This window comes from Streptomyces sp. NRRL B-24085, from assembly GCF_001282115.1.
Lineage (GTDB): Bacteria > Actinomycetota > Actinomycetes > Streptomycetales > Streptomycetaceae > Streptomyces.
The window spans coordinates 103,681-128,829 of sequence record NZ_LJBR01000040.1 but is presented as its reverse complement, the minus strand read 5'-3'; the positions used below and the strand labels follow the sequence as shown (position 1 = coordinate 128,829).

Annotated in this window: 25 protein-coding genes; 10 read left to right on the top strand and 15 right to left on the bottom strand. The window is 70.4% G+C overall.

The window, feature by feature from the left end; all coding sequences use genetic code 11:
• The 6 genes from AOJ26_RS06400 (at nt 1) to AOJ26_RS06375 (ending at nt 4,977) form a co-directional block, all read left to right on the top strand.
• A complete protein-coding gene (locus AOJ26_RS06400; protein WP_053847187.1) occupies nt 1-933 on the top strand; it encodes a VOC family protein in 933 nt (310 codons plus the stop codon).
• 75 nt (nt 934-1,008) lie between these two features.
• Nucleotides 1,009-1,980 carry a fumarylacetoacetate hydrolase family protein gene (locus AOJ26_RS06395; RefSeq protein ID WP_053847186.1) on the top strand — a complete coding sequence of 324 codons (972 nt, stop codon included), beginning with the start codon at nt 1,009-1,011 and terminating at the stop codon, nt 1,978-1,980.
• A complete protein-coding gene (locus tag AOJ26_RS06390; protein WP_053847185.1) occupies nt 1,977-2,729 on the top strand; it encodes an SDR family NAD(P)-dependent oxidoreductase in 753 nt (250 codons plus the stop codon). The genes AOJ26_RS06395 and AOJ26_RS06390 overlap by 4 nt, the downstream gene beginning before the upstream one ends.
• Nucleotides 2,726-3,556, top strand: a complete 831-nt coding sequence (locus tag AOJ26_RS06385) for an SDR family NAD(P)-dependent oxidoreductase (RefSeq protein WP_053847184.1) — start codon at nt 2,726-2,728, stop codon at nt 3,554-3,556. Before AOJ26_RS06390 ends, AOJ26_RS06385 begins: the two co-directional genes overlap by 4 nt.
• A gap of 15 nt (nt 3,557-3,571) precedes the next feature.
• Nucleotides 3,572-4,327, top strand: a complete 756-nt coding sequence (locus AOJ26_RS06380; RefSeq protein ID WP_053847183.1) for a CoA transferase subunit A — start codon at nt 3,572-3,574, stop codon at nt 4,325-4,327.
• Entirely contained in the window at nt 4,327-4,977 is a 651-nt protein-coding gene (locus AOJ26_RS06375) for a CoA transferase subunit B (RefSeq protein WP_053847182.1), read from the top strand. Before AOJ26_RS06380 ends, AOJ26_RS06375 begins: the two co-directional genes overlap by 1 nt.
• A 65-nt stretch (nt 4,978-5,042) precedes the next feature.
• On the opposite strand, the gene AOJ26_RS06370 is transcribed toward AOJ26_RS06375, so the two are convergent.
• Nucleotides 5,043-5,792 carry an SDR family oxidoreductase gene (locus tag AOJ26_RS06370; RefSeq protein ID WP_053847181.1) on the bottom strand — a complete coding sequence of 250 codons (750 nt, stop codon included), beginning with the start codon at nt 5,790-5,792 and terminating at the stop codon, nt 5,043-5,045.
• 117 nt (nt 5,793-5,909) lie between these two features.
• A complete protein-coding gene (locus AOJ26_RS06365; protein ID WP_053847180.1) occupies nt 5,910-6,815 on the bottom strand; it encodes an AraC family transcriptional regulator in 906 nt (301 codons plus the stop codon).
• Nucleotides 6,816-6,960: 145 nt separating this feature from the next.
• Between AOJ26_RS06365 and AOJ26_RS06360 the strand changes: the two genes are divergently transcribed.
• Nucleotides 6,961-7,287, top strand: coding sequence for a putative quinol monooxygenase (locus AOJ26_RS06360; RefSeq protein WP_053847179.1), 327 nt, complete (start codon nt 6,961-6,963; stop codon nt 7,285-7,287).
• A gap of 58 nt (nt 7,288-7,345) precedes the next feature.
• Nucleotides 7,346-8,305 carry an alpha/beta hydrolase gene (locus AOJ26_RS06355; protein WP_053847178.1) on the top strand — a complete coding sequence of 320 codons (960 nt, stop codon included), beginning with the start codon at nt 7,346-7,348 and terminating at the stop codon, nt 8,303-8,305.
• Nucleotides 8,306-8,368: 63 nt separating this feature from the next.
• Here the strand turns inward: AOJ26_RS06355 and AOJ26_RS06350 are convergent, their stop codons facing one another.
• Nucleotides 8,369-9,049: a TetR/AcrR family transcriptional regulator gene (locus AOJ26_RS06350; RefSeq protein WP_053847177.1), complete on the bottom strand. Its 681-nt coding sequence runs from the start codon at nt 9,047-9,049 to the stop codon at nt 8,369-8,371.
• Nucleotides 9,050-9,158: 109 nt separating this feature from the next.
• Here AOJ26_RS06350 and AOJ26_RS06345 point away from each other — a divergent pair, with 109 nt between their 5' ends.
• A complete protein-coding gene (locus AOJ26_RS06345) occupies nt 9,159-10,124 on the top strand; it encodes an NAD(P)-dependent alcohol dehydrogenase (RefSeq protein ID WP_053847176.1) in 966 nt (321 codons plus the stop codon).
• A gap of 126 nt (nt 10,125-10,250) precedes the next feature.
• Here the strand turns inward: AOJ26_RS06345 and AOJ26_RS06340 are convergent, their stop codons facing one another.
• The 6 genes from AOJ26_RS06340 to AOJ26_RS06315 all read right to left on the bottom strand — a co-directional run bounded on the left by AOJ26_RS06340 (nt 10,251) and on the right by AOJ26_RS06315 (nt 17,356).
• On the bottom strand, nt 10,251-11,525 hold the full coding sequence (locus AOJ26_RS06340; RefSeq protein WP_053847175.1) for a prolyl oligopeptidase family serine peptidase: 1,275 nt from the start codon (nt 11,523-11,525) through the stop codon (nt 10,251-10,253).
• 504 nt (nt 11,526-12,029) lie between these two features.
• Nucleotides 12,030-13,298: an MFS transporter gene (locus tag AOJ26_RS06335; protein WP_053847174.1), complete on the bottom strand. Its 1,269-nt coding sequence runs from the start codon at nt 13,296-13,298 to the stop codon at nt 12,030-12,032.
• Nucleotides 13,299-13,354: 56 nt separating this feature from the next.
• Entirely contained in the window at nt 13,355-14,482 is a 1,128-nt protein-coding gene (locus tag AOJ26_RS06330; RefSeq protein ID WP_053847173.1) for an ArsR/SmtB family transcription factor, read from the bottom strand.
• An 80-nt stretch (nt 14,483-14,562) separates the two neighbouring features.
• Entirely contained in the window at nt 14,563-15,378 is an 816-nt protein-coding gene (locus AOJ26_RS06325; protein WP_053847172.1) for a hypothetical protein, read from the bottom strand.
• A 210-nt stretch (nt 15,379-15,588) separates the two neighbouring features.
• Entirely contained in the window at nt 15,589-16,395 is an 807-nt protein-coding gene (locus AOJ26_RS06320; RefSeq protein ID WP_053847171.1) for a sulfotransferase family protein, read from the bottom strand.
• Between the two features lie 70 nt (nt 16,396-16,465).
• Entirely contained in the window at nt 16,466-17,356 is an 891-nt protein-coding gene (locus AOJ26_RS06315; protein ID WP_267889443.1) for an AfsR/SARP family transcriptional regulator, read from the bottom strand.
• 396 nt (nt 17,357-17,752) lie between these two features.
• On the opposite strand from AOJ26_RS06315, the gene AOJ26_RS06310 reads away from it, so the two are divergent.
• On the top strand, nt 17,753-17,983 hold the full coding sequence (locus tag AOJ26_RS06310; protein ID WP_234358466.1) for a response regulator transcription factor: 231 nt from the start codon (nt 17,753-17,755) through the stop codon (nt 17,981-17,983).
• 72 nt (nt 17,984-18,055) lie between these two features.
• Here the strand turns inward: AOJ26_RS06310 and AOJ26_RS06305 are convergent, their stop codons facing one another.
• The 6 genes from AOJ26_RS06305 to wecB are packed head-to-tail and all read right to left on the bottom strand — an operon-like array spanning nt 18,056 to nt 25,104.
• On the bottom strand, nt 18,056-19,246 hold the full coding sequence (locus tag AOJ26_RS06305; protein ID WP_053847169.1) for a hypothetical protein: 1,191 nt from the start codon (nt 19,244-19,246) through the stop codon (nt 18,056-18,058).
• 1 nt (nt 19,247) lies between these two features.
• Nucleotides 19,248-20,516, bottom strand: coding sequence for a serine--tRNA ligase (gene serS / locus AOJ26_RS06300; RefSeq protein ID WP_053847168.1), 1,269 nt, complete (start codon nt 20,514-20,516; stop codon nt 19,248-19,250).
• Nucleotides 20,509-21,753 carry a glycosyltransferase family 4 protein gene (locus AOJ26_RS06295; protein ID WP_086724138.1) on the bottom strand — a complete coding sequence of 415 codons (1,245 nt, stop codon included), beginning with the start codon at nt 21,751-21,753 and terminating at the stop codon, nt 20,509-20,511. Before AOJ26_RS06295 ends, serS begins: the two co-directional genes overlap by 8 nt.
• Nucleotides 21,750-23,303 (bottom strand): GMC oxidoreductase, encoded by a 1,554-nt coding sequence (locus AOJ26_RS06290; protein ID WP_053847166.1) that lies wholly within the window; start codon nt 23,301-23,303, stop codon nt 21,750-21,752. Before AOJ26_RS06290 ends, AOJ26_RS06295 begins: the two co-directional genes overlap by 4 nt.
• Entirely contained in the window at nt 23,300-23,929 is a 630-nt protein-coding gene (locus AOJ26_RS06285; RefSeq protein ID WP_053847165.1) for a histidine phosphatase family protein, read from the bottom strand. The genes AOJ26_RS06290 and AOJ26_RS06285 overlap by 4 nt, the downstream gene beginning before the upstream one ends.
• Entirely contained in the window at nt 23,926-25,104 is a 1,179-nt protein-coding gene (gene wecB / locus AOJ26_RS06280) for a non-hydrolyzing UDP-N-acetylglucosamine 2-epimerase (protein WP_053847164.1), read from the bottom strand. The genes AOJ26_RS06285 and wecB overlap by 4 nt, the downstream gene beginning before the upstream one ends.
• Nucleotides 25,105-25,149: the final 45 nt, after the last annotated feature.

The following is a 25,149-nucleotide window of genomic DNA, read 5'->3' as shown; positions in this document are numbered from 1 at the left end:
ATGCGCCTGCTCACCCACCTGCGGCACGTCGACCTCGCCGTGCCGGACTACGACAAGCAGCTCGACTTCTACGCCGGCGTCTGGGGGCTGACCAAGGTCGCCGAGGACTCCGGCATCTCCTTCCTGGCCGCCGAGGGCTCCCCCGAGCAGTACGTCGTGCGGCTGCGCAAGGCCGACGAGAAGCGGCTGGACCTCGTCTCCTACGGAGCCGCGTCCGCCGCTGACGTCGACACGCTCGCCGAGCAACTCCTCGCTCAGGGAGTGCAGTTGATTACCCAGCCGGGCAAGGTCGACACTCCCGGAGGTGGTTACGGCTTCCGCTTCTTCGACGTCGACGGCCGCACCATCGAGGTCTCCGCCGACGTCGAGGTGCGGCAGCACCGCAAGATCGAGGAGAAGGAGGCGATCCCGGTCAAGCTGTCGCACGTCGTCCTCAACTCCCCCGACCTGGACCGCACTCGCCAGTGGTACGAGGAGCACCTGGGCTTCCGGCTCTCCGACACGCTCCACTCCCCGCACATGGGCGAGGTCATGCACTTCATGCGGATCAGCAACCAGCACCACTCCATGGCGCTGGCCAAGGGCCCGCACACCGCACTGCACCACGTCTCCTTCGAGATGCGCGGCCTCGACGAGTACATGCGCGGCTCCGGCCGGGTCATCCGTGCCGGTCACCGCAAGATCTGGGGCCCGGGCCGGCACATGGCGGGCGACAACACCTTCACCTACTTCCTCGACCCGCACGGCAACACCGTCGAGTACACCACCGAGCTGGAGCTCCTCGACGAGGACACCTGGCACCCGCACGTCTACGACTTCTCGCAGCCCGAGGTCACCGACCAGTGGGGCACGGCCAACCCCATGAACGAACTGATCGCCAAGGAGTCGTTCAACGACGTCGACCGCGGCGTCTTCGTCGCCCCGCCGGTCTGATCCCACCCCCGCTCCGGGGACGCGGTCGGCCGAGTCCCGCCGCGCCCCCGGACCCAGCCTGCCCGGAGCCGCATCATGCGTTTCGCCGCATACGAACACCAGCACCGCCGTCGCGTGGCCGTCGTGGAGGACGACGGCACCCTGCTGCCGCTGCCCGGCGTCACCTCGCTCACCACCCTGCTGTCGGAATGCGGCGGCCTCCCCGGCCTGCTCACCGCGGGCGCCACCGCCCTCGACGCGGCGCCCGGCCCGCACGTGTCGGAGGTACGGCTGCTGCCACCGCTCCAGCCCGTGTCCGTAAGGGACTTTGTCACCTTCGAGGAGCACGTCGAGGGCGTACGGCGCTCGGTGGACGGCGCCGCCGGCGTGCCCGAGCAGTGGTACGCCGCGCCGACGTTCTACTTCACCAACCCGCACGCGATCTACGGCCCGCACGACGACATCCCCGTCCCGCCCGGCTCGAGCGTGCTGGACTTCGAACTCGAGGTGGCCGCCGTCATCGGCCGCGAGGGCCGCGACCTGACCCCTGAGCGGGCCCGCGACCACATCGTCGGCTACACGGTCTTCAACGACTGGTCCGCGCGCGACCTGCAGTCCGCGGAGATGAAGGTCGGTCTCGGCCCCTGCAAGGGCAAGGACACCGCCACCACCCTCGGCCCCTGCCTGGTCACGGCAGACGAGCTGGAGCCGTACCGGGACGCCGACGGTTTCCTGCGACTCGCGCTCACAGCCGACATCAACGGCGAGGTCGTCGGCCGGGACTACCTGTCCAACATGAGCTGGACGTTCGAGGAGTTGGTCGCCTACGCCTCCCGCGGCACCCGCGTCATGCCCGGTGACGTCCTGGGTTCCGGCACCTGCGGCAACGGCGGCTGCCTCGCCGAACTGTGGGGTCTGCGCGGCGAACAGACCCCGCCGCCCCTCAAGCCCGGCGACACCGTCACCCTCACGGTGGAAGGGATCGGCACCGTGTCCAACACGGTCGTCCCCGGCACCGACCCGGTGCCGCTGCCCACCGGCCGACGCCGGTCCCGGGAGCGGCCGTGAGCGACCTGCACCCCAAGCGGCTGCTCGGCAAGGTCGTCGTGGTCACCGGTGCGGCCCGCGGCCAGGGCGCCGCGGAGGCGGAGGCGCTGACCCGCCAGGGCGCCCGGGTGATCGCCACCGACGTACGGCCGGAGGGCGGCTGCCGTCGCCTCGACGTGACCAGCGCAGAGGACTGGGCCGACCTCGCCGCCGAACTGAAGGAGTCGTACGGGCAGGTGCACGGGCTGGTCAACAACGCCGGCATCACCTGGCGCGCCCGCATCGGGGACGTCCGGGCCGAGGACTTCGACCGGGTCCACGCCGTCAACGTCACCGGCCCGCTCCTCGGCATCCAGCACCTCTCACCGCTCATGCCGGCCGGCTCGTCCGTCGTGAACGTCGGCTCCTCGGCGGCTCTCACCGCCCACTATCCCGTCGCGTACACCGCGAGCAAGTGGGGGCTGCGGGGACTGTCCAGGACGGCCGCGCTGGAACTCGGTCCGCGCGGCATCCGCGTCAACACGATCCACCCCGGCTACATCGAGACCGAGATGACCGCCTCGGCCGCCCCCGCGTTCCGCGAGGCCAACATCCGGGAGACCCCGCTCGGCCGCACCGGAACCGTCGACGAGGTCGCTCCGCTGGTCGTGTTCCTGCTGTCGGACGAGTCGTCGTTCATCACCGGTGCCGACATCCCCGTCGACGGCGGGATGACCGCGCACGGCGGGGTCAAGTCGGTCTCCGACGCGCTGCGCGAGGTGTCCTCGTGAAGCGGCTCGAAGGCAAGGTCGCGTTGATCTCCGGCACGGCCCGCGGGCAGGGCCGGGCCGCCGCCCTGCGGTTCGCCGCCGAGGGCGCACTCGTGGTCGGCGGCGACCTCCAGCACGAGGAAGCCGTCGAGACGCAACGGCTGATCGCCCGCGAGGGCGGCACCGCACTCACCCCCGGTCCCCTGGACGTCACCGATGAGGCGTCGGTGCGCTCCTGGGTGGCGGAGGCCGTCGACGCCTTCGGCGCCATCGACATCGTCTACGCCAACGCCGGCGCGGTCCGCTTCGGCGGCATCGCCGGTCAGCCGTACGAGGACTACGCCTTCACCATGCGCGCCGAACTCGATTCGGTATGGCTCACCGTCCGGGCCGCCTGGGCGCACCTGATCGGCAGCCGCGGCTGCGTCCTCACCGTCGGCTCCACCGCCGGCCTCACCGGTTCGCTCACCAACCAGCGCACCGCGCTCCCCCAGCTCTCGGCTGCGCTCGAGCCGGGAGGTGCCCCCATCGCCTCCAAGGGCGGCGTGATCGCCCTGACCCGGCAACTGGCCGCCGAGGGCGCCCCGTACGGCATCCGCGCCAACTGCGTCAGCCCCGGGATGATCGACACGGACGGCTCCCGCGCCAACCTCCTCGCCGCCGACCACCCGATGCGCTCCATCGCCCGGCACATCCCCCTCGGCCGCACCGGCACACCGGACGACGTGGTCAACGCGGCCGTGTTCCTGGCTTCCGCCGAGGCGTCGTACATCACGGGCGCCAACCTCGTCGTCAACGGCGGCTGGTCGACCGTCCTGCCCGGTGCCGTCCCCGACGCGACCTCCTGAAAGGAAACCCCGCACGTGAACAAGGTCCGCGGCAGCGCCGCAGACGCCGTCTGCGACATCACCGACGGCGCGTCACTCGCCGTAGGCGGCTTCGGTCTCAGCGGCGTACCGGAGGTCCTCATCCGCGCCCTGTACGAGCAAGGCGCGCAGGGTCTGGAGGTCGTCTCCAACAACTGTGGCGTGGACGGCCGGGGCCTGGGCGTCCTGCTGGCCGCCGGCCGTATCACCCGCGTGACGGGCTCCTACGTGGGCGAGAACAAGGAGTTCGCCCGCCAGTACCTGTCCGGCGAGCTGGAGGTCGAACTCACCCCGCAGGGCACCCTCGCCGAACGCCTGCGGGCCGGCGGCGCAGGCATCCCCGCCTTCTACACCCCGGCCGGTGTGGGCACCCAGGTCGCAGGCGGTGGTCTGCCCTGGCGCCATGCCCCGGACGGCTCCGTGGCGGTGGCCTCGCCGCCCAAGGAGACCCGCGACTTCGCCGGCCGCCCGCACGTCCTGGAGCACGGCATCACCACCGACTTCGCCCTCGTACGGGCCTGGCGCGGCGACCGCCACGGAAACCTCGTCTTCCGCAGGGCCGCTGCCAACTTCAACCCCCTGGCGGCCATGGCGGGCAAGGTGACCGTCGCCGAGGTCGAGGAACTGGTCGAACCGGGCGAACTGGCGCCCGACGCCTTTCACCTGCCCGGCATCTACGTCCAATGGGTCGTGGCGCTCAGCGCCGACGAGACCGCCGACAAGCAGATCGAGAAGAGGACGGTACGTTCCTGATGGCCTGGACCCGCGACCAGATGGCCGCCCGAGCGGCAGCCGAACTCACCGACGGCTCCTACGTCAACCTCGGCATCGGCCTGCCCACCCTGATCCCCGGCCATCTCGCGCCCGGCGTCCAGGTCGTCCTGCACTCCGAGAACGGCATCCTCGGCACCGGGCCCTACCCGACGGAGGACGAGGTCGACCCGGATCTCATCAACGCCGGCAAGGAGACGGTCACCGTGCTGCCGGGGGCGTCGTTCTTCGACTCGGCGCTGTCCTTCGGCATGATCCGCGGCGGCCACATCGACACCGCCGTCCTGGGCGCGATGCAGGTGTCGCGGAGCGGGGACCTGGCGAACTGGATGATCCCCGGCAAGATGGTCAAGGGCATGGGCGGGGCGATGGACCTGGTCCACGGCGCCCGCCGCGTCATCGTCCTGATGGAACACACCGCCAAGGACGGCAGCCCCAAGATCCTCAAGGAGTGCACCCTGCCGCTCACCGGCGAGCGCTGCGTCCACCGGATCATCACCGACCTCGCCGTCCTCGACGTCACACCGGCCGGACTCGCGCTCGTCGAGACGGCTCCCGGCGTCACCGTCGAGGACGTGGCGGAGCACACGGACGCACCCCTGGTCCTCGACAGCCGCACGGTGGACTGCTGACACGTTTCCGTCGCTGAACGAAACCGAATCCGACGTCAGCGCGTGGCCACGGCACCGGTAGTTCGTCACTTCGCCTGGGCGAGCCAGTGCGCGTCGGGACCGGCGGGGAAGCGCAGTTGGCCGGTCGTGTCGTGGACGGCTCGCCATACCGCCTCGGCGACATCGGTCTCCTCGGTGAACAGCTCCTGGGCGGTGAAGGAGTCCATGGCCTTCTTCGCCCACGCTGCGTACGGTTCGGGGACCATTTCGTCCGGTGCGGCGCCGTTCGTGGCGCGAACGGCGAAGTTCGTCGTCAGACAGGCTCCCGGTTGGACCGTCTTCGCCCGCACACCGAAGGGCGCGAGTTCGAGCGCGAGGGACGCGGTGAATCCCTCGACCGCCATCTTGCTCGCCTTGTAGACGGCTGAGAGCGGCATGTGACCGAGCACCACGCTGGAGGTCACGTTGACCACCACACCTGAGCCGCGTTCGCGGAAGCGGGGCAGCACCGCCTGCGTGGTCGCCATGACACCGAAGGTGTTGGCTTCGAACACTTCCCGAACCCGGGCCATGGGGGTGCCCTCGAAGACGCCGATCGAGGGCACCCCCGCGTTGTTGACCAGGACGTCAATGGGTCCCGCCGCCTCGAACGCGGCCGTGATGCTCGCGGGCTCGGTCACGTCGAGTTCGACGACGCGCAGCCGGTCCGACTCCGGCAGAACGCCTGCGCGCGGCGTGCGCATCGTGGCGATGACGTTCCACCCCTGCTCGTGGAAGTGGAGGGCGGTGGCCCGACCGTATCCGGACGACGTACCCGTGATCAGAACAGTGTTCATGGTGTGCCCCTCGGCGATGTGGTGGGATCAATCCCATTGGACCGCTCTGACCTGCGGGAACGGTAGAACGATCCTCGCGCCTCCTTGTCTGATCCTCCTTCGTGACCGCCGTGCCGCTCAGGGCAGGAGACCGCTGGGGGCGCGCACCGCATCACGCAGGCGCGCGGCATCCTGGCTGGGCGGCGCGCCGAACTGGCGGCGGTACTCCCGGCTGAACTGGGAGGGATTGTCGTAGCCGACGCGCTGGCCCACTCCGGTGACATCGCCCGGGTGGGTGGCGAGCAGCAGCCGGGCCTCCTGGAGGCGGATCTGCTTCTGGAACTGGATGGGGCTCATCGCGGTCACCGCCTGGAAGTTGCGGTAGAAGGCCGAGGCGCTCATGCCGGACATCCGGGCCACGTCCTCGACCCGGAAGGGCTGCGCGTAGTTCTCGCGGATCCAGCGCACGGCCCGGGAGACGTGGCTGAGGCTGCTGTCCGCGAGGCCCAGCTGACGTACCGTCGCGCCCTGCTCACTGGTGATCAGCCGCCACAGGATCTCGCGCTTGACGAGCGGCGCCAGTACGGCCCGGTCGCGGGGTTCGTCCAGCAGCCGCAGCAGCCGTACCACCGCGTCGAGCAACGCGGGCGGGGCATCGCTGACGGCGATCGCCGAGGGCGCGCCCGCACCGGTGCGCGGGGTGTCACCGGGGCCGGCCTGGAGGAGCAACTCGGCTACGGCGGACGGCTCCAGAGTGAGTCCGAAGCCGAGGGCCGGCTGTTCGGGATCGGCCTGGGTGAACTGTCCGGTGACGGGGAGGTCGACGGACGCGACCAGGAACTGCCCGGGACCGTACTCGTAGACCCGGTCGCCCAGAGCGAGTCGTTTGGCGCCCTGCGCGATGACCGCGAGCACCATGCCGGACATGGACAGCTCCGGCGGGTCCGAGCGGTCGACCTTGGAGACGAGCACGCCGTCGATGGCAGTGGTCCAGTCGGGCTTGGCGTGCCGGGCCAGCAGGGTGCGGAGCTCTTCGAGATGCATGGGGACATTGCACCACCGTGGCAGTCCGACGCTCCCGTGTTCGGGAGGATCGTGCAAGTACCCGCCAGCATCGTTCTAACGTTTCCGCAGGTCAGGCCGCTTGAATGGAAGTCGCTCCACTACACAGCCGACCGAGAGGACGACCATGATCGCCACGTATGGCTTCAGCGCCACCCTGACTGCCGAGCCCGGTGCGGGGGACCGGCTGATCGACCTGCTGCTGACCGGCATGGAGGAGGGCAGCCCCGGTGCGAGTGAGCACTGCCTCGTCTACCTGGTCTCCCGCTCCGCGTCCGACCCCGACGTCGTCCATGTCATCGAGGGCTGGACCAGTGAGGAGGACCATCACCGGGTCTTCGCCGGTGAGACCGCCCAGGCCATCGTGGCGCGGATCGGACCGCTGCTGGCCAAGGAGCCGGAGTACAGCGACCACGTCCCCGTCGGCGGCAAAGCCGTTCTCGGAAAGCCCTGAGCAAGCCCCCCCGCCCGCTCTCCCCTGACTGTCCGGCACCCCGCGAAAGGCAACGACCATGACCACGGCACGCCCCGCTCTGGACCCCGAACTGCGTGACCTCCTGGCCGACATGCCCCTCATGTCCGAGCTCACCCCGGAAATCCTCGCGCACCTGCGCCAACTGCCCTCGACACCCATCGAGTCCCTCCTCGCGCACCGACAGGTCGAGCGGCGCGAGATCACCGTGCCGGCCACAGACGGCACCCCGATCCCCCTGTCGGTCCTCAGCCCCGCGCACATCGGCGCCGACAACGACACCGCCGCTCCCTGCATCTACTGGATGCACGGCGGCGGGATGGTCATGGGTGACCGCCACTCCCAGATCGACATCCCACTGGAGTGGCTCGAACGGTTCGGCGCTGTCGTGGTCTCGGTGGACTACCGGCTCGCGCCGGAGGCCAACGGCTCCGTCCCGGTCGACGACTGCTACCGCGGACTGCTGTGGGTCGCCCAGCACGCCGCCGAGCTGCGCATCGACCCCGCCCGGATCGTCGTCGCGGGCGTCAGCGCGGGAGGCGGCCTCGCCGCCGGTGTCAGCCTGCTCGCCCGCGACCGGGGCGGTCCCGCGATCGCCGCGCAGATGCTGATCTGCCCCATGCTCGACCACCGCAACACCTCCACCTCCAGCCGCCAGTACTCCATGACCCCCGGCGTGTGGACCAGTGAGATGAACGCGTTCGGATGGCGCTCGCTCCTCGGAGACCTCCGCGACTCCGAGGTCTCCCCCTTCATGTCGCCGTCACTGGCCCAGGACCTCTCCGACCTGCCGACCACCTACATCGACACCGGCTCCGCAGAGGTCTTCCGCGACGAGGACACCGACTACGCCACCCGTATCTGGGCGGCGGGCGGTCAGGCCGAACTCCATGTGTGGGCGGGCGGTTTCCACGGGTTCGACGCCCTGTACCCGCAGGCGCACATCTCGACCACAGCCCGCCGCACCCGCATCGACTGGCTCGCACGCCTCTTGGGCTAGGTCCTGTTGCGACAGGGGCACGGTCGCCCGAAGAGCGGGCCAGGCGGTAGGCGCTGTTCCGTATCAGTCTCTGGAGGGTTGCTGTCCCCGGGAGCCGTCGGCCGCGAGTGGAAGACTGCGCAGCGACAGTGCGCTCGGCGCCGGCAGCACTCCGTGGGCCGCCTCGGCGCGGAACGACTGGAGCAAGTAGGCCACCAGACGCCGGGACGCCGCACGGTCACCCGGAAGTGCGGTGACCAGACCGCAGTGGGACAACAGGGCTACGGCAAGGTCGGAGGGGTGGAAGTCGGCCCGCAGCGCGCCCGCCGCCTGAGCCCTGCGGACCAGGGTCATGAAATCCCGCTCGGCCTGTTCCCGTACTCGCGCATGTTCTCGCGTGGTGTCTGGAAAGGCCGCGACGAACGCGGCCGGGAAGCCTCGTTCCTCCCGTTGCAGTTCGCAGACCGTCTCGACCAGCCGCTGGAAGCCCTGCCACGGATCGGGGTCGGCCAGCGCGTCGGTGAGCGCCTGAGCACAGGTGTCCATCTGGTGCGCGAACGTGGCCCGCACCAGGGCGTCCCGCGTCGGGAAACGCCGGTACAGCGTCGCCACGCCGACCCCCGCCCGTCGGGCCACGGTCGCCATGGGCGCGTCGATGCCGTGCTCGGCGAAAACTACGCGGGCAGCAGAGAGGATGCGCCTTCGGTTGCGCAGGGCGTCCGCCCGCAGACTGTCCTGCCCCCCGATCCGAGAGGATTCCCCCACCGCTGTCTCTCACCTCCGGTCAACTGGACGATCTCGTCCGTTTGCCAGCCTACGCTCGGCGCCACGATCCCCCGCAAGGCCACTGGTGGCGAAGGTGAGAACACAGGCGATGGACGACCGCACGATGAAAGCCGTACTGTTCGACCGCTTCGGCGGCCCCGAGGTGCTGTATGTGGGCCGGGTGCCACGTCCCGCACCGGCACCCGGCGAGGTTCTCGTGCGGGTGCGCGCGTTCAGCGTGAACGGCGGCGAACTGGCTGCCCGTTCCGGTCGGGTCCGCCTCATCACCGGCCGAAAGTTCCCGCAGCGCATCGGGCTGGACTTCACTGGCGAAATCGCCGCACTCGGCACCGGCGCGACGGGCGTAGCGGTCGGCGATCGGGTGTGGGGCGTCCTGGGCCGCAGCTCCGGATTCGGCAGCGCCGCCGAGTACGTGACGGTACGGCCCGAGCGGCTGGGCCGGGTCCCGGACGGGCTGGACCTCGTGGCCGCCGCCGCGCTGCCGGTGGCCACCACGGCCGTCACGGCTCTCCGCGACAAGGCGGCACTGGGCCCTGGCGAACGGCTGCTCGTACGGGGCGCGGCGGGCGGCGTCGGCAACGCCGCCGTCCAGCTCGGACAGGCGTACGGCGCCGAGGTCACGGCCCTGGCCCGCGCCGCCAACCTCGACTTCGTCCGTGGGCTCGGTGCCCACCACGCCGCCGACCACCGGACCGTGTCCCCTGCGGAACTGGGATCGTTCGACGTGGTCCTCGACACGGTGGGCACCGACCTGCGTACCGTACGGCGGTTGCTGAAGCCCGGCGGTCGCATGGTCACCATCGCCTTCGACCTGACGCGGCCCGCCGCCTCGCTGGGCTACATCGCGGTCAGCGCCGTCCACGGACGCGGCCGGGTGCGATTCTTCAGCGACAACCCCGAACGTGCGCTCTTCGACGATGTCGCCCGCGAGGTGACGGAGGGGAGGCTGCGGCCGGCGGTGGACACGGTCTTCCCGCTGGAAGAGACAGCATTGGCGCACCGGGCTCTTGAGGCGGGCGGGGTACGGGGCAAGTACGTGGTCAGGGTCCACTAGGGTTTGTTGGGAAGGTGATGGTTACAGCCGCTCGTTGAGGACTGCGACCAACACGGTCGCCTCGTAGCGGACGGCGAGCACGAACCGCCGGCAGCTCCAGCCGCCGACGATTCCGGATACCGCCCCTCAGCGCCGACGCTGAGCGGCCATCCACTGCCAGACATGCGTCCCGTCGATGCTGGGGTCGTTGTGCGCGACGTAGATCCACGAAAAGTGGCCGTTGAACTGGTGGCCGTTCCAGATGACGTGGTCGTAGAGCGTCATCAGCGAGCCGGGGATCACGTCGTGCGCGTGGACGGTGTTGGCCTGCACGTCCACTACGGGGTCGTCGGCGGAGGTGACGAGCCAGCTGGGGGTGCTGATCTGTGCCAGCTCGCTGTCGGGGATCAGCGGTGTGTCTCCGGACGGGAAAGGCGCGACGATCCCGCAGATCGGCACGGACGCGGCGAACAGGGTGGGATAGGCGGCGGTCATCTTCATGCTCATGTAGCCACCGTTACTGCAACCGGCCACGTAGATACGGTCGCGGTCGACGCGGTTCCTGCGCGCCACGTCGTTGACGATCTCGTGGATCAGGGGGGCGAAGCGGGGACCGTCTTCCATCCAGTACGAGGTGCTCTGTGGGGCGACGACGTAGGCGCCTTCGAAGATGCGCTGCGCCTGGGGGGTGGTGAAGCCCAGGGCGCCGCGGTTGGCTCGTAGCGGGGTCTCGTTGTCGTAGTAGTTGTTGGGCAGTGAGGCGCCCTCGCCTCCGCCGTGCAACCAGACGATCAGCGGGCGCTTCTTGTGCCGGGAGGAGTGTGACCCGGTGGGCGAGTACAGCCGGTACTTCATTCCCGAGCCGGAGATGTGTGAGCTGAACGCGTCCACCTCAGGGTCCGAGAGCCGAGGATTCTGCACGAACTTGTCGATGACGACGGATCGGTGGTTGCGCAGGACGATCGGGGCGTGCTGCGTGAGGGTGTAGACGAGGTCGAGCATCACGTTGCGACCCTCGGCCGGCAGGTAGCTGAGCGTGCTGCCTCCGATCAGGCCTTCGCCGTAGCTCAGTTCGAGCACGATGTTGCCGTTGTGGTCGAGCCGGACAGCGGTCACCGTGCGGTCGAGGTCGTAGTCGGTGACAACGCCGCCGTCGGGAGCGGTGGCAAACGGCCTGGTGCCCTTGGCGTGCACGCCGAAGGTGGCGGTGGTCAGACAGGCCGGGTCGATCGGGCCGAGCCGGGCGGTCTCCAGGGTGATCGAGGTGACCTGTTCACCGCCGTCGAGCACTTGGGCGTTCAGGGTGAATCTCACGCCGGCGGGCGCACGGTCGGCGGCGTGCGCGGTGACGCCTGGTAAGGACAGACCGGCGGCGCCCGCGCCTGCGGCCAGAAGGGTGCGACGGCTGATACGTGGTGCCATGTGGACTCCTTGTGGGGGTCGGAGGCTTCACCGTGGCCTGCGCGCTGAACTCAGTCGACCTCGCCTGCCGGGACTCGCACGAGCAGATCCTTGCCTCTTGTCGGTGGAGGTCGTCATGGAACGTGGAGCGGCTGACGCGGATACAGCTGGCAGGAGGTCAGGAGGAGAGTGAGGGAGGGAGGCCGGCTCGGCCAGGTGGGCGAGCCTCCGTCGGACAGGCAACAGCACTGCATTGTCTGCGAGTTCGGGGCGCCGCGGAAGTCAAGATGTGGCCTTGCGGGGCAGCCGTGAGCCGCAGGTTGTCGATCTCGCGGGGACTGAGGGCGGCGGGTTCCGCCGGGCCCGGAGCGGGCGCCGGCAGGGAGGCGGCGAGTCGGCTCCGCCACTTGAGGCTCGGTTGCGGACCCCACCGGATCCGCACACCTGGGCTGCCCCACCCGCCGGGCGGTGCGGGCCCGTCGGGCAGCGTCTGGTACTGCCTGCGCCCAGCGATGATCCGCGCAGTCACTCCGATGTGGCCGTGATCACCGCCGTTTCTTCCGCCGCCGCGACACATGCCGTGCCGTCGGCCGAGGCGAAGGGCTTCTGACCGGCCTGCCCTACGCCTACGCATGCGAGGGTGAGCGCGGCGGTGACGGCCAGGACGACGACGGCGGCTCCCGAGAGCAGGAAGGCGCTCCCCACTCCGGCGAGAGTGATGGCGGTGGAGGCCACAAAGGGGGAGATCGCCAGGGCTCCCGCCACCCCGGCTTCCCACAGCCCGAGTGCCTTCGCCAGGTGATGGCTCGGTATGCGCTGCTGCACCAGTGCGATCAACGGAATGTCCGTGAGGGCCGAGGCCAACCCTGTGGCGGTCAGGAATGCCGCCGCCACAACAGGGGAGGTGACCGTTCCCAGCGGAGCCCGGAAGATCCCGAGCAGGGCCCACGCCAGCACAGCGGCCAGGGCGAGTCTGCGGATGCGCAGGCCGGCCAGGAGCAGGGCGCCGACCACTTCGGCGACCCCGGCGACGCCGAGCAGCAGGCCGTACTGGCCGCCCTGTCCCACGACTGCGACCAGCCCGACGGTCAGGAATCCGTTGGTCAGGGCGAGGGCGAGCACGAACGTCACGATGACCACGAGTACGTCGGGAGCAGCCAGCACTGCCCGCAGCCCGGCGCTGAGATCGCACCACAGTCCCGCCTGAGCGCCGGTCGGAGCGGGGCGGGTCACGCGGATGGCGGCCACAGCGGCCGCCGAACCCAGGAAGGTGACTCCATTCACCACCAGCACCGATTGCAGTGAGCCGAAGGCCAGCAGCGGTGCCAGCATGAGCGGGCCGACGAAGAAGGCGGCTCGGAAGGCGACTTGCAGCAGTCCGTTGGCCTGTTGCAGTCGGTCGTCCGGCACGATCTGCGTGACGATGGCGTTGCGAGCCGGGGCGAACGGGGCGCCGATCAGCGCCAGCAGTGCCGTGGTCGTCACGAGCAGGGGCAGGTCCAGCAGGTCGAGGGCGAGCAGGAGGGAAGCCGCGGCCACCACGGCGACCCGGGCCAGGTCGGTGGCGATCATCAGCTTCCGACGGTCGCGACGGTCGGCGTACGAGGCGACGACGAACGTGGCCACGAACGCGGGCGCGAACGCGGAGACACTGACCACGGCGACGGCCGTGGGGTCCTTCGTCAGGGACCAGGCCAGCCAGGCGGTCGCGGCGGTGTACAGGCCGTCGCCGAAGCGTGAGATGCCCTGGCCGACGAAGAGAAGCAGGAAGTTGCGGTCCTTCAGCAGTGGCATGCGGCCACTGTCGGGTCCCATCCGGCCTCTGATCCACTTATTAGGCAGATGGCTAATCAGTCGTACTCGGACACCTCACCGGCGCCTTCGCCGTGCAGGAAGCTCTCCAGGCTGGGGGTCAGGCCCGCCACCTGTCCGGGCGCGAGCCGGTACAGGACGTAGTAGCCCTCGCGGCGGCGCTCCAGCAGGCCCGCGTTCGCCAGCACCCTCAGGTGCTTGGACAGGGCGGCCTCGCTGACACCGACGAGCGGGGCCAACTCCTGTGTGCTGCGCGGACGTTCGGCGAGAAGTCGCAGGGCGCGCAGCCGGGTGTCGTCGGCGAGCGCGCGGAGGGTGCCGACGAGCTGGGTGGGTGGAATCCTCGGGCGGGCTTCCCGGACGATCGAGGAGAGGGGGAAGACGAGGCCGAGGGGCCACGGGCCGTCGCAGTTGACGCGTACGTGTGGCCACACATAGGCACTGGGGGCGAGTACGAGTGTGTCGGCCGGGCCGATGGCGACCTCGTGGTCGTGCGGCCGCTCCAGCCAGAAGCGTTCGGCCTGCGGATCGCTGCGCACCTCCGGCCACAGGCCGCGCAGCATCCCGTACAGGCCGCGCTGCTCGATCTGGTGGCCGGCCTCGCTGACGCCGGCGGCGAGTTCGGGTTCGAGCCGTGCCCATTCCTCCTCGAACGCCTCCCGCCAGTAGCGCTCCAGCATGCTCAAAAACCGCTCCAGCAGCGCGCGGGGGTCGTCGAGGAGCATCGCGGCCATCGCTTCGTCGCTGTCCCGTGCAAGGCGCTCCCGCAGCAGCCGGCGTACCTCCGGTTCGTCCAGCACCTGCGGATCCCTGCCCTCGCCCCCGCCCGGCCAGGGCGTGAGCAGAGGGACGGCGAACTCAAAGCGGACCAGCTCCGGATCCGCCCCGCGCAATCCCGCCAGTTCCTCCTCGAAGCCCGCCAGACCGCCGGTCGGCATCGGAAACAGGAACTCGGGGAAGTACGAGCGCACCGCATAGGAGAACGCCTCGATCTCCCGCTTCAGCCCTGGGGACAGCTTGCGCATCGCACGCACCCAGCCGTGCTGGACGGGATGGTGCTTGGGCTCCACCAGCACATGGAGACTCAGTACGGCCTCCATCGTCGGCGAATAGGCGAACCCCACCCGCTCCGCACCGCCGGCAGGGACCCGGAACACGATCGTCATGACCCGTCATCATCCTTGCCGAACGGCCTCCGCGACGATAGCCGCGCCACCTGGTACACCGTTGGCCTGCGCCAAAGGGCTCAACTCCGTTCGCCGAGCGCCGTCTCAAGGGTGGCGATGTGGTGTGCCTCGGCTTGTTTGCGGATGGCGGCGAAACGGCGGTCGACCATAAGGACGGGGAGGCCCCAGAGGAAGCCCCAGGCGCTGAAGGTGTCGACGACTCCGGTCTGGCGCAACACCGTGTTGGTCAGGACGCACAGGATGCCGCTGAGGACCCAGACGGCCGTGCGATGCCGGCCCAGGAAGCGTACGGGGGCGTTCCACGGCCCGGACAGCGCCTTGACGGTAGCGGCGCGTACGACGGCCTCGCGGTCCTCGACGTTCATGTCCCCGGTCGCCGCTTCGTCGCCGTGCCGGAGATCCACGGCCAGGGCACGCGCCTGTGCCTCGGTGTCGCGGCCCGCGACCGCGGCGGCCGCCGCTCTCATCCGCAGGTCGTCCCAGTAGCCGCGCCGCGCCCAGCGTTCTGCTGCCGCGAGCCGGTCGGCTTCGGCGGACTGCGGTGCGAGCTGCTTGAGGCGCTTGGACAAAGTGACGGCTCGCGCGGCCCGGCCCGGGTAATCGAAGGAGTCGGCACGAAGGCACAGTTCGGCGTAACCGGCCAGCAGCCCCAGGTGGTCACCGTCGAGAGCGAGTCCGGCCCGGAAGGCTTCCTCCGCGCGGTCGTCGTGTTCGTCGTCGTCCTCGGCGGCGTGCCCGAGGGCCAGCCAGCAGTACAGATCGGGGTGGGGGCCGAGCTCGTCCAGAGCTGCCTGGGCGGTCCGCCTCACGGCCGCGTTTCCTCCGGCCATGAACAGCTGCTCGCAGCGCCGCTGGTACTCGTCGATCGTCGTCACCCGGGCTCCCCCAACCGTTGCCACCCCTTTCTCACAGGGGGTGCACATCTGCGGACCGATCTTCGCAGGTCGCGATCCCTGCGATGGACCCAGGGGTGTGTCATGTCACTGCCGACGACCCCGTTCACGCCGGCCGGGCCGTCGGGACGGAGAGTTCCGCCCCGGCGGCGCGACCGTCCTGATGCACGTTGGAGGTCTCCCCGGCATCCGTCACGTCGGGTAGCCGAGCCTCTGGAGGTTGGACTTCATGAGGCGGGTGGCTGCGGCTTTCTGCAGCGGGTTCATCTCCTGACGCCAGCGATTCGTCTTCGCCGCGTTGAAAGGCTGCCGGTACAGCTGCTGGGTGAAATAGGCTCCTTCCAGCACTACGCCGACTTCCTGCTCGGTGATGTTCTCCGGGTGCATCTGCCGTTCCTCCGTCTTCAGTCCGAGGAACTCGAAAAGACGGCGGACTTCGTCCTCGGGGCGGGTGACGAGGTCTTCGAAGACGACGTGGTGGACCCGTTCACGCAGGTCGGGCCGGGCCATCAGGTCGAAGTACGCCGAGATGCAGGCGTTCCAGTGCCGGCAGACGCTGAGGAGCGTGTCCCGCTCCGGGTTGCGCTCGCCACGGGCGCGGTAGCGGCGGTTGACGTCCAGGTGGGAGAGCACCACGTCGCGTCCGTCCCGGACCACGTTGACGAACACCGCGTCCGGCCACAGTTCGAGCAGGGTCTCGGCGGCGAGGATGTTGCTGGGTGTCTTCTCCGACAGGAACGCGGCGTCCGGGTCGCGTTCGGTCACCTGCGTGAAGAAGCCCTCGTAGAAGGCCCGGAAACCGTCGGCCAGTTGACCGGCCGTGTAGTAGAAGGCCTGGCGGTCCAGGCGCCAGGGCTCGGACATGCGCCGGTACAGGTCGATGATGGCGCCGGTGTGGTCGAACTCCGGTCCACCCGCGATGGCGGAGTGGCTCACCAGGAGCTTTTGAACCAGGGAAGTGCCGGAACGAGCCGACCCTCCGACGAAGATGAAGGGCATAGGGGTGGCCTCCAGGGCGTGCGGCAGGGAAGTGCCGGGGGGTGAAGTGGACCGGTGCCGGACTGTCGCGTCAGGAGGCGCGCTGCAGTGCGCCGCGGCGACCGCCCGGTCGTGCGGTCCGGACCGGAGTGGTGCCCCGCAGGGGTGCGGTGGCGTGGGAGGTCGTGCGGGTGGGGGCGGTGTCCGCCAGGATGGCGTCGTGCAACTCGCGCAGGGGACGCGACGGTTCGATGCCCAGGTCCTCGACCAGCAGCCGGTAGCCGCTGCGGTAGGTCGACAGTGCGGCCGAGCGGTCACCGGCTCTGCTGAGGGCCAGCATCAGCTGGTAGCGCAGCAGTTCCTGGCGGGGGTAGGCGGCCACCATCCGCCGCAGCTCGGGGATGGCCGCACGGTGGTGACCGGTCTCCAGCATCAGTCCGAAGTACTCTTCGCACGCCATCAGACGCATGTCTTCCAGCACTCCGACCTCGGCGTCCAGGGCGACCGTGCCGGCCAGCGTCTCCAGCGGCTTGCCGCGCCAGAGCTTCAATGCGTCCCCGAACAGCGCGACCGCCTGATCGAGGCGGCGGTCCCGGCGGGCACGCGAGGCGTCACGGACCAGCCGGCGGAACACTTCGGTGTCCACCCGTTCTGCGTCGACGTCGAGTTGATAGCCGCGGCCCACCGTGTGCAGGCGGCAGACCGATTCGACTCCGGCGAGCATGCGCCGGATGCGGCCCACGTACAGCTGGACGTTCTTCACCGCGGACGGCGGCGGGTCGTCCCACAGAGCCTCCAGCGAACTGCTCACCGAAACGGGTCGGTTCGCGTTGAGCAGGAAATGCGCCAGCAACGTCCGCTGCTTTCCCGGACCGAGAGGAATGCTTTTCTCCTGGTGGAGGACCGACAAAGGTCCGAGCAACAGGAATTGAGCGTCATTCCCGTCGGCCTCTGTGCACCCACGAAGTTCCGCAGGAGGCATCCACGTCATCTCGCATCTCCGTCGCCGGTCCCAGCGCAGGAGAATTGGTCTGCGCTCATTCCACCGTAGCGACATCGCCCCTGGAATTAAGTCACGAGAATCCGCCTCCTGTCGGCCTCGCCGCCTCACCTGCTCCGTCCCCGGTACCGGTGGGGGGACGGGTGTCCTTCGCCGCCACGAACCAGTGTCGGTTTGAGGCGACTTGGGAGGTTCATGCCCCGGAGGCGCTTGATGCAGGGCAACTTGGTGACGGGCTTCCCTCCCCGTTCCCGTATCCCTCACGGCCAACAATGAAGGCACACGTTCGCTCCGGTCACCGTGTGCGGGCGCCGGTGGTTGCGGTCTCCCTTGGTTCCCCTGCCACCGGGAGACGGCCAGAGAGGAAATGGGGAGCTTGTGAGCAGTCAGGTCACCATGAACGCGTCCGCGCTCAGCGCTCGAGAGATCGAGGTGCTCAAGAACCTGGTGCAGGGCAGGACCTATTCGGCGACCGCCCGGAGAATGCAGATCAGCCCGCACACCGTCGACACCTATCTGCGCCGGATCCGCCTCAAGACCGGTGTGAACAACCGCGCGCAGCTCCTGCTGCTGGCCCTGTCGGTGGCCGGTAGCGACATCGATGCATGACGCCTGACACGGGGCGGCACGTGCGCTGGTCGAGCCGGCAGCGCGCGTGCCGCCCGTGGCGTTCCCGCCGGTTCACACGACTCCGGCGAGACTGCTCACGGCTCGCGAGAGCACGACACGCCCTCCCGAGCGGGCGGCAAGCACGTCCGCGGCTTCACTGAACTCCAGCTGCTGTGGCGGGGCGGGCTGCCGCAGGGCGCGCGCGAGCAGGTCCAGGGCACGCCGCTCGACCGCTGCGCTCGCTTCGTCCACCGCGTTGGGCACGAGGCTCCCGGCCGGCAGGAACTGCTCCCAGAAGCGCGCCGCGTGGTGCAGGCAGCCCCGTACGTTCACACCGCGCAGGAAGGGCGCCACAAGCTCGTCGGTGAGCTGGCGGACATGCCGACGCGGGCCACGACTGCCCGGCCGCACCCCGCTGAGGGCGAGCAGGGCGAGGGTGCGGCAGCGGTCGTTGAGCACGCCCCCGTCCGCGACGCCGACCAGGTACAGGGGTGACAGCAGGTCGTGGTACGCCTCCTGCCCTCCGGCCGCCGCCCAGGCCATCCGCTCGAACGAGAAGCCGCAGTCTATGACCGAGAAGGCCGGGGCGGTCGGGCCGTCCACCTCGAAGTACCAGTTGATCTCGCCGAGTTCGATGCCGCCGCTGTTCACATCGGCTCGGATCCCCCGGTAGGGACCGTACGCGCACTCCTCGTCGGTGAGCGCGACGGTGATCTCACGGGCGTGCAGGCCGATGGCCGACAGCCCGTCCAGCCACAGGTCGAGGTGTGCGGGCACGCGGTCCACCAGGTCCCCCTCCCCTGTCTCCAGGGAGGAGAGGTTGACGAAGGACGAGGAGACGCCCTCTTCCCGGCCGGCGCCGGGAAGGTAACGCCACCGGACGCACGGCTGGGAAAGGATCTGGGTGCCCCGGGGCGGCGGGGCCCCGTCGTGGACGACGGGGTCGAGGTACTGCAGTGCGGAGACGATCAGGTCGGTGTCGCGGGCCACGCCGGTGGGGTCGATGGCGAAGGGCGTCAGGCCCCTGCCGCGGAAGACAGCGTGCATCCGCTGCCACTGGGCCGGGACCGGACGGGCCGGCGGGCGGGCGGCGTCCGCCCCGGGGACGGACGCCGTGCCCGGACACCACGGGCTGCCGCACGCCGCCGCCTTCTTGGCGAAGTACCGGCGTCCGCAGTGCGTACACCGGCTCTGCCGCCAGTTGCGTGGGCCCAGGTATTCCGCGAGGGCGCGGGCGAAGGCGGCTGCGGGCGGACGTGTCATGTCAGTGGACCTTCGGGCGCTGTTCCTGCACGGGACGGACGGTGATCACCTCGGTGCCGAGGTAGGGCACCAGGAGTTCGGGGACGCGGACGGAGCCGTCCTCCTGCTGGCAGTTCTCCAGGATGGCCAGGATGAGACGGTCGCAGAACCCGGTGGCGGAGATGGTGTGGGGGAAGCCCTTCTCCCCGCCGATCTTGAAGCGGATGCGTCCTCGACGGGCCTGGTAGTCACCCATGTTGGTGTTGGACGTCATCTCGCGGTACCGGCCCTGGGACGGCAGCCACGCCTCGGTGTCGTACTTGATCCGGCCGGGCGCGCCGAGGTCCTTGGAGCCGGTGAGCACGACCTGGTAGGGGATGCCGAGCTCCGTCATCAGCCATTCCTCGTTCTCGAGGCACAGCTGGTGGTAGTGCTCGCTGTCCTCCGGGCGGCAGTAGATGAACTGTTCGAGCTTGTAGAACTGGTGGACGCGCAGGATGCCGGCGGTGTCGCGGCCGTAGGAGCCGGCCTCGGTGCGGAAGCACATGGAGTCGCCCAGGTAGAGCAGCGGAAGCCGGTCGAGGGTCTCGCCGACGTGCATGCCCAGCAGCGCCTGCTCGCTCGTGCCGATCAGCGTCAGGTCGTCGTCGACGGCGAAGTTGTCCTTGCTCTGGAAGGGCAGGTAGCCGGAGGCGAAGAGGGTCTCCCGGCGGGCCAGGTAGGGCGGGGAGACCAGCTCGAACCCCTGTTGGCGGGCCCGCTTGACGAAGAGGTCGGTGAGCGCGTAGCGCATCTGCACGGCCTCGTTCATGAGCAGGTAGAAGCGGGAGCCGGCGACGTTGACCCCGTGCGGGATGTCGATCGTGGCGGTGAGCCGGCCGATCTCCTCGTGGGGGCGCGGCTCGAAGCCCAGGGCGGGCGGCTCGCCGACCTTGCGGACGATCTGGTTGTCCTCCTCCCCTCCGACGGGGACCCGCTCGTCGAGCATGTTCGGCAGCCAGGAGAGGACTTCGCGCAGTTCGGCTTCGGCCTTCTCCGCCTCGGCCTCGCGTCGGGACCGTTCTTCCTTCAGGGCGACGGCACGACGGCGGTGTTCGTCCTTGTCGGTGGCGTTCTTCCACTGCTGGCCGAGCACGGTGATCTCGTGCCGTGTCTCGTCGAGCCGTCCGATGGCGGCGCGGCGCTCGCGGTCGAGGCGGACGATGCGCTCGATGTCGATGTCGTAGCCCCGGTCGGCGCAGTTTCGGACGACCTCGTCCTGGTGCTGGAGCACGTAGTTCAGGTCAAGCACGGGAATTCCTCACATTGTTTCTCTGGCCGTGGGCTGAGGCACCATGCCTCGGAGCCAGCAAGGCCTGGTAGGCGGCGTACTCCGCATCAGCCACGGTGCTCCAAGAACAGTAACGGCTGGCGAAACGGAGGGCTTCTTCCGACCCTCTCAACTGCGCCTCGTCGGTAAGGAGTTGGTCAAGTCGTCGGGCCATGGCCCGGGCCGATCCGTAGCGCACCGTACTCACCGCGAGTGTGTCCCCGTACACCAGTCGGGCGAAGGGAACGTCGTAGCAGACCGCCGGAAGGCCGCAGCCGAGAGCTTCCAGCAGGCACAGCGAGAAGGTGTCGGCCGATCGCGAGGGGTAGCAGAAGGTCCGGGCCGAGCCCAGGAGCCGGTACTTCTCGTCACCGGTGAGCCAGCCGGCCAGGTGGATCGCGTCGCGCAGGCCGAGCCGGTCACGGGCGGCGAGGTAGGCGCGCTCGACGCGGCGGCTCTCGAAGGAGCCGATCACCACCATGCGCGCTCCGGGGCGGACCCTGCGCAGGTGCCGCATCACCCGGAGGGTGTCGAAAAGCCCTTTGCCCTTGGTGAGTTTGGCCATGAAGGCGACGTCGTAGCGGGTTTCGGCGGGTTGTGCGGCGGTGATCGCGGACAGGTCCACCGCGTAGCCCGGGATGGCCCGTGCGGTCGGGGCTCCGGGGAAGTAGCCCTCCAGGTAGTGGTCGACGGTCTCGTTGATGACGACCCGGGGCAGGGTGCGCATCAGGCCGACCTGGTGGACGTGGGTGAGCAGGTACCGCCAGGCGTGGCCGCGGCGCTCACCGGGCAGGCGGCGCACCAGGTCCCAGGTGAACGACCGGGTGGGCCGGGACACCGCGTCCAGGAACGGGACCGAGTGCGGCATGACCGCGAAGGGCACGCCGAGTCGGGCCAGGACCGGTGGCAGCGCGTGCATCAGGTCCCAGATCTCGCGGTAGAGGACCACCAGGTCGGGCCGGTCCTGCGCAACCGCTTCACGGATCCGGTCCACCAGCGCGGGCAGGTCCCTGACCCGCCAGCCGTCGAGGGCGAACGGCACCACGCGGGTGGACACCTCACTGTCCGCCAGGGCGCGGCCGCAGACGGCGTCGGCCGGGCCCAGCGCGATGAGCGAGACCTCGGCCCGCCGCGCGAGATGGGGCAGTACGTGGGCCAGGCGGGTCACGGGTCCACGGCCGCTCTCCACGTCCACGTCGCTGATCAGCATGATTCTCATGGGATGGGGTGCTCCAGTCGGCCGGCGCGGGCGGCGTCGGCCAGCAAGTGGGCGGCGCGGGTGGCCAGGGCCATGATCGTCAGGGTCGGGTTCTGCCAGCCGGGGGTGGTGAAGGCGGCCCCGTCCGCGACGAGCACGTTCGGGGCTTCCCACAGCCGGTTGGCGGCATCGGTCACGGAACGGTCGGGGGTGGTGCCCATGGCCGCGCCGCCCAGTTCGTGGACGGACGTGCCGGGCACGGCGGGCGTGTCCGTGACGTCGGTGACGTCCCAGCCCGCCGCCGCGGCCATCTCGGCCATCGTGGCGGCCTGTTCGGCGGCCAGTTCACGTTCCTCGGCGCCGTGGCGCAGGCGGATGTGGGCCTGGGGGATGCCCCAGGCGTCGGGGGCGTCGGCGAGCTGGACGCGGTTGTCCCGGCGGGCGGGGATCTCCCCGCAGGACCACAGGCGAAACGGTGTGGTGCCGGCCGCCGCGGACGCCGCCCAGTCGGCGCTGCGGGCGCTCAGGGGCAGGACTTCGGGGGCCAGGAGGGTGATGCCGTAGCCGGGCCGTTCCCGCTCGTCACCGAAGTGGGGCACGTGACTCACCGGCACGAACCCGGGGGCGGCCGACGGCTGCGGCGCGGTGCCGGCCCCCGGCAGCGTGCCGCTGACGGACGGGCCGCTGAGGTGGTCGCAGAAGTAGCGTCCCAGCAGGTCGTGCCGATTGCCCAGGCCGTCGGGGTGCTGTGGGGTGCGGGTGTTCAGCAGGATGCGCACGGACTCCACCGCGGAGGCGCACAGGAGGATCGCCCGGGCCCGCCGCCGGTGCCAGCGGCCGGTGAGCCGGTCGGCGAAGACGACCCCCCGCGCGCGTCCCCCGGCCGGGTCGAGTTCCAGGTGGGAGACGACGGCGTTGGTGCGCAGCGCGGTCCGTCCGGTGTCCAGGGCGGCCGTCAGCACCGCGTCGGCGTCCGCGCGGGCCACGCGCCCGGCCAGGACCTGTCGTTGCGGCCACCGGGCGGCGAGCGTGTCGGCGAGCAGCCGCTCCGCGTGCGAGGGCCGCCGGTCGTCGACGCTCCGGGGAGCCGGCGCGGCCGGGGAGTGCTCAGCCCCGCCCGTGACCCGCATGAAGGACTCGACCCGTTCGTAGAAGGGGGCCAGGTCCCGGTGTCCGAGAGGCCAGGCCCGTGGCGTGTCCCCGGGCGCGGGACGGGCGGTGAACTCACGGTCCGACATGCGCAGGCTCACGCCGGCCCACAGGTGAAGCCGGCCGCCGAGCTGCCGGCCCCTGAACCAGTGGAAGGGCGCGTCCTCGTCCGTCTGGTACGGGTGGTCGGCGTCGTCGACGAAGAGGTGGGCCGTCATGGGCTCGTAGGCCGAGCACAGTGACTGCACCGACTGACGGCGCGCGCTGTGCACGGCCCGGTCCACCCGGTGGTCGCCGGGCAGCAGCGGGCCGGCCTCCAGGACCAGCACGCGCGCGCCCCGTTCGGCGAGCGTGCGGGCGGCCCAACCGCCCGCGGCCCCCGAACCGACGACGATCGCGTCGTAGTCGTCCGTGTCGCTCATCGCCCGGCCGCCTCGGACACCGCCGCGAGACCGAGGCGCTCACCGGCGTCGCTCAGGAGGCGCGTCAGCTCGTCGTCGTCCAGGACGACCGGCTCCAGACAGGGGGCTTCCGGCAGGAAGGGCCGGGACAGACGCTCCCCGGGAGGCGCCGTCATCAGCCAGCGCACCACCGAACCCAGCAGGCCGTGGCCCACCACCAGACGGGGACCGGGCACCTCGAGACAGGCGGACAGGCCGCTCAGCATCCGCGCGACCGCCCCGCTCCAGGACTCGCCGGCGCCCGGCGGGGTGGCGTCCCGGCCCGCTTCGGCGAGCCAGTCCCCGTACCGGGTCCACGGGCCCCCTTCGAAGACGCCGTAGTCGATCTCGTCGAGCCGGTGGTCGCTGTGCAGGACGACGTGCCGGTCGCCGAGGAGTGCGTGCGCCGTCTGCCGGGTGCGGGTGAAGCCGCTGGTGACGCAGGTGGCGACGGTGTCCAGCCACGGGGCGGACAGGGCGTGGCAGGAGGCCGTGCCCGCCGCGTCGAGGGGCACGTCCACCTTCAGGGAACCGTTGACGACGTGACGGGCGCTGTACGCCGTCCGCGCGTGCCGGACGAGGTAGGTGGTGTGCCTGGCGGAGGTCATCGCGGTGTTCCTTCGTTCGTCAGCAGGGGTTCGTACTCGCTCAGTGGCCCGTCGCCGAGCCCCAGCAGTCCGGCGACCGCGGCGACGCAGCGGTCGGTGGCGCGCCCGTCACCGAACGGGCTGACCGCGGCCGCCATCCGTGCGTGCCGGTGGGGGTCGTCCCACAGGGCTTCCACGGCGGCGCGCACCTGGTGCGGTTCCGTGCCCACCAGCGCCACCCCGCCCGTGGCGGTGGCTTCCTGCCGCTCCGTCACCTCCCGCAGCACCAGCGCCGGCGTGTGCAGGCCGGTGCACTCCTCCTGCACTCCCCCGGAGTCCGTCACCACGATGTGCGCCCTGCGGATCAGGCGCAGGAAGGTGGAGTACGGCTGGGGCCCCACGGTCACGATGTTGGGCCGCCCGCGCAGTGCGGGCAGCAGCGCGTCGCGGACCCGCGGGTTGGGGTGTACGCAGGCGACGATCAGCATGTCGGGATGCCGGTCGGCGAGTTCGGCGAAGGTGCGGGCGATCCTGCTCATCGCGGTGCCCCACGACTCACGGCGGTGGACGGTCAGGAGCACCATGCGGCGGGGATCGCGGTCGAGGACGTCCAGCGCGGGATCGGCCCAGGCGTCGGCCGAGCCGAGCTGGAGGTGCATGGCGTCCAGCACGGTGTTGCCGGTGACCACCACGGTGGACGGGTCCACGCCCTCGCCGAGGAGGTTGTCGCGGGCCTGGGGGGTCGGAGCGAGGTGGAGGTTGGTCACCAGGGAGGTGACCCGGCGGTTGATCTCCTCCGGGTAGGGGGCCCAGCGGTTGCCCGAGCGCAGGCCGGCCTCGACGTGGACCAGGGGCACCATCCGGTAGAACGCCGCCAGGCTGGCGCCCAGGGTGGTGGTGGTGTCCCCGTGGGTGAGCAGTGCCTGCGGGCGGTACCGGGACAGCACCTCGTCGACGCCGGCGAGGACGGCGCCCGTGAGCTCGGCGAGGGTGTGCCGCTCGCGTCGCACGCCGAGGGTGATGTCGGCTTCGACACCGAACTCCGCCAGCGCCTGTTCGACCATGTCGGTGTGCTGTCCTGTGGTCACCACCAGCGCGCGGAACTCCTCGCGTGCGGCGAATCCCTTGATCAGGGGAGCCATCTTGATGGCCTCCGGCCGGGTGCCGAAGACGAGCGCGACGGTCCGCCGCTGCATGTGGGTCACTCCTTCGCGATGGGGCCGTGCGCCCGGGCGTCTTGC

Excerpts from the sequence above, each read along its gene's own strand:
- AOJ26_RS06400 (WP_053847187.1), top strand. The coding sequence starts at position 1 with ATGCGCCTGCTCACCCACCTGCGGCACGTCGACCTCGCCGTGCCGGAC.
- AOJ26_RS06395 (WP_053847186.1), top strand. The coding sequence starts at position 1,009 with ATGCGTTTCGCCGCATACGAACACCAGCACCGCCGTCGCGTGGCCGTC.
- AOJ26_RS06375 (WP_053847182.1), top strand. The coding sequence starts at position 4,327 with ATGGCCTGGACCCGCGACCAGATGGCCGCCCGAGCGGCAGCCGAACTC.
- AOJ26_RS06370 (WP_053847181.1), bottom strand. The coding sequence starts at position 5,792 with ATGAACACTGTTCTGATCACGGGTACGTCGTCCGGATACGGTCGGGCC.
- AOJ26_RS06365 (WP_053847180.1), bottom strand. The coding sequence starts at position 6,815 with ATGCATCTCGAAGAGCTCCGCACCCTGCTGGCCCGGCACGCCAAGCCC.
- AOJ26_RS06360 (WP_053847179.1), top strand. The coding sequence starts at position 6,961 with ATGATCGCCACGTATGGCTTCAGCGCCACCCTGACTGCCGAGCCCGGT.
- AOJ26_RS06355 (WP_053847178.1), top strand. The coding sequence starts at position 7,346 with ATGACCACGGCACGCCCCGCTCTGGACCCCGAACTGCGTGACCTCCTG.
- AOJ26_RS06345 (WP_053847176.1), top strand. The coding sequence starts at position 9,159 with ATGGACGACCGCACGATGAAAGCCGTACTGTTCGACCGCTTCGGCGGC.
- AOJ26_RS06340 (WP_053847175.1), bottom strand. The coding sequence starts at position 11,525 with ATGGCACCACGTATCAGCCGTCGCACCCTTCTGGCCGCAGGCGCGGGC.
- AOJ26_RS06335 (WP_053847174.1), bottom strand. The coding sequence starts at position 13,298 with ATGCCACTGCTGAAGGACCGCAACTTCCTGCTTCTCTTCGTCGGCCAG.
- AOJ26_RS06330 (WP_053847173.1), bottom strand. The coding sequence starts at position 14,482 with ATGACGATCGTGTTCCGGGTCCCTGCCGGCGGTGCGGAGCGGGTGGGG.
- AOJ26_RS06320 (WP_053847171.1), bottom strand. The coding sequence starts at position 16,395 with ATGCCCTTCATCTTCGTCGGAGGGTCGGCTCGTTCCGGCACTTCCCTG.
- AOJ26_RS06315 (WP_267889443.1), bottom strand. The coding sequence starts at position 17,356 with ATGCCTCCTGCGGAACTTCGTGGGTGCACAGAGGCCGACGGGAATGAC.
- AOJ26_RS06305 (WP_053847169.1), bottom strand. The coding sequence starts at position 19,246 with ATGACACGTCCGCCCGCAGCCGCCTTCGCCCGCGCCCTCGCGGAATAC.
- AOJ26_RS06295 (WP_086724138.1), bottom strand. The coding sequence starts at position 21,753 with ATGAGAATCATGCTGATCAGCGACGTGGACGTGGAGAGCGGCCGTGGA.
- AOJ26_RS06290 (WP_053847166.1), bottom strand. The coding sequence starts at position 23,303 with ATGAGCGACACGGACGACTACGACGCGATCGTCGTCGGTTCGGGGGCC.
- AOJ26_RS06285 (WP_053847165.1), bottom strand. The coding sequence starts at position 23,929 with ATGACCTCCGCCAGGCACACCACCTACCTCGTCCGGCACGCGCGGACG.
- wecB (WP_053847164.1), bottom strand. The coding sequence starts at position 25,104 with ATGCAGCGGCGGACCGTCGCGCTCGTCTTCGGCACCCGGCCGGAGGCC.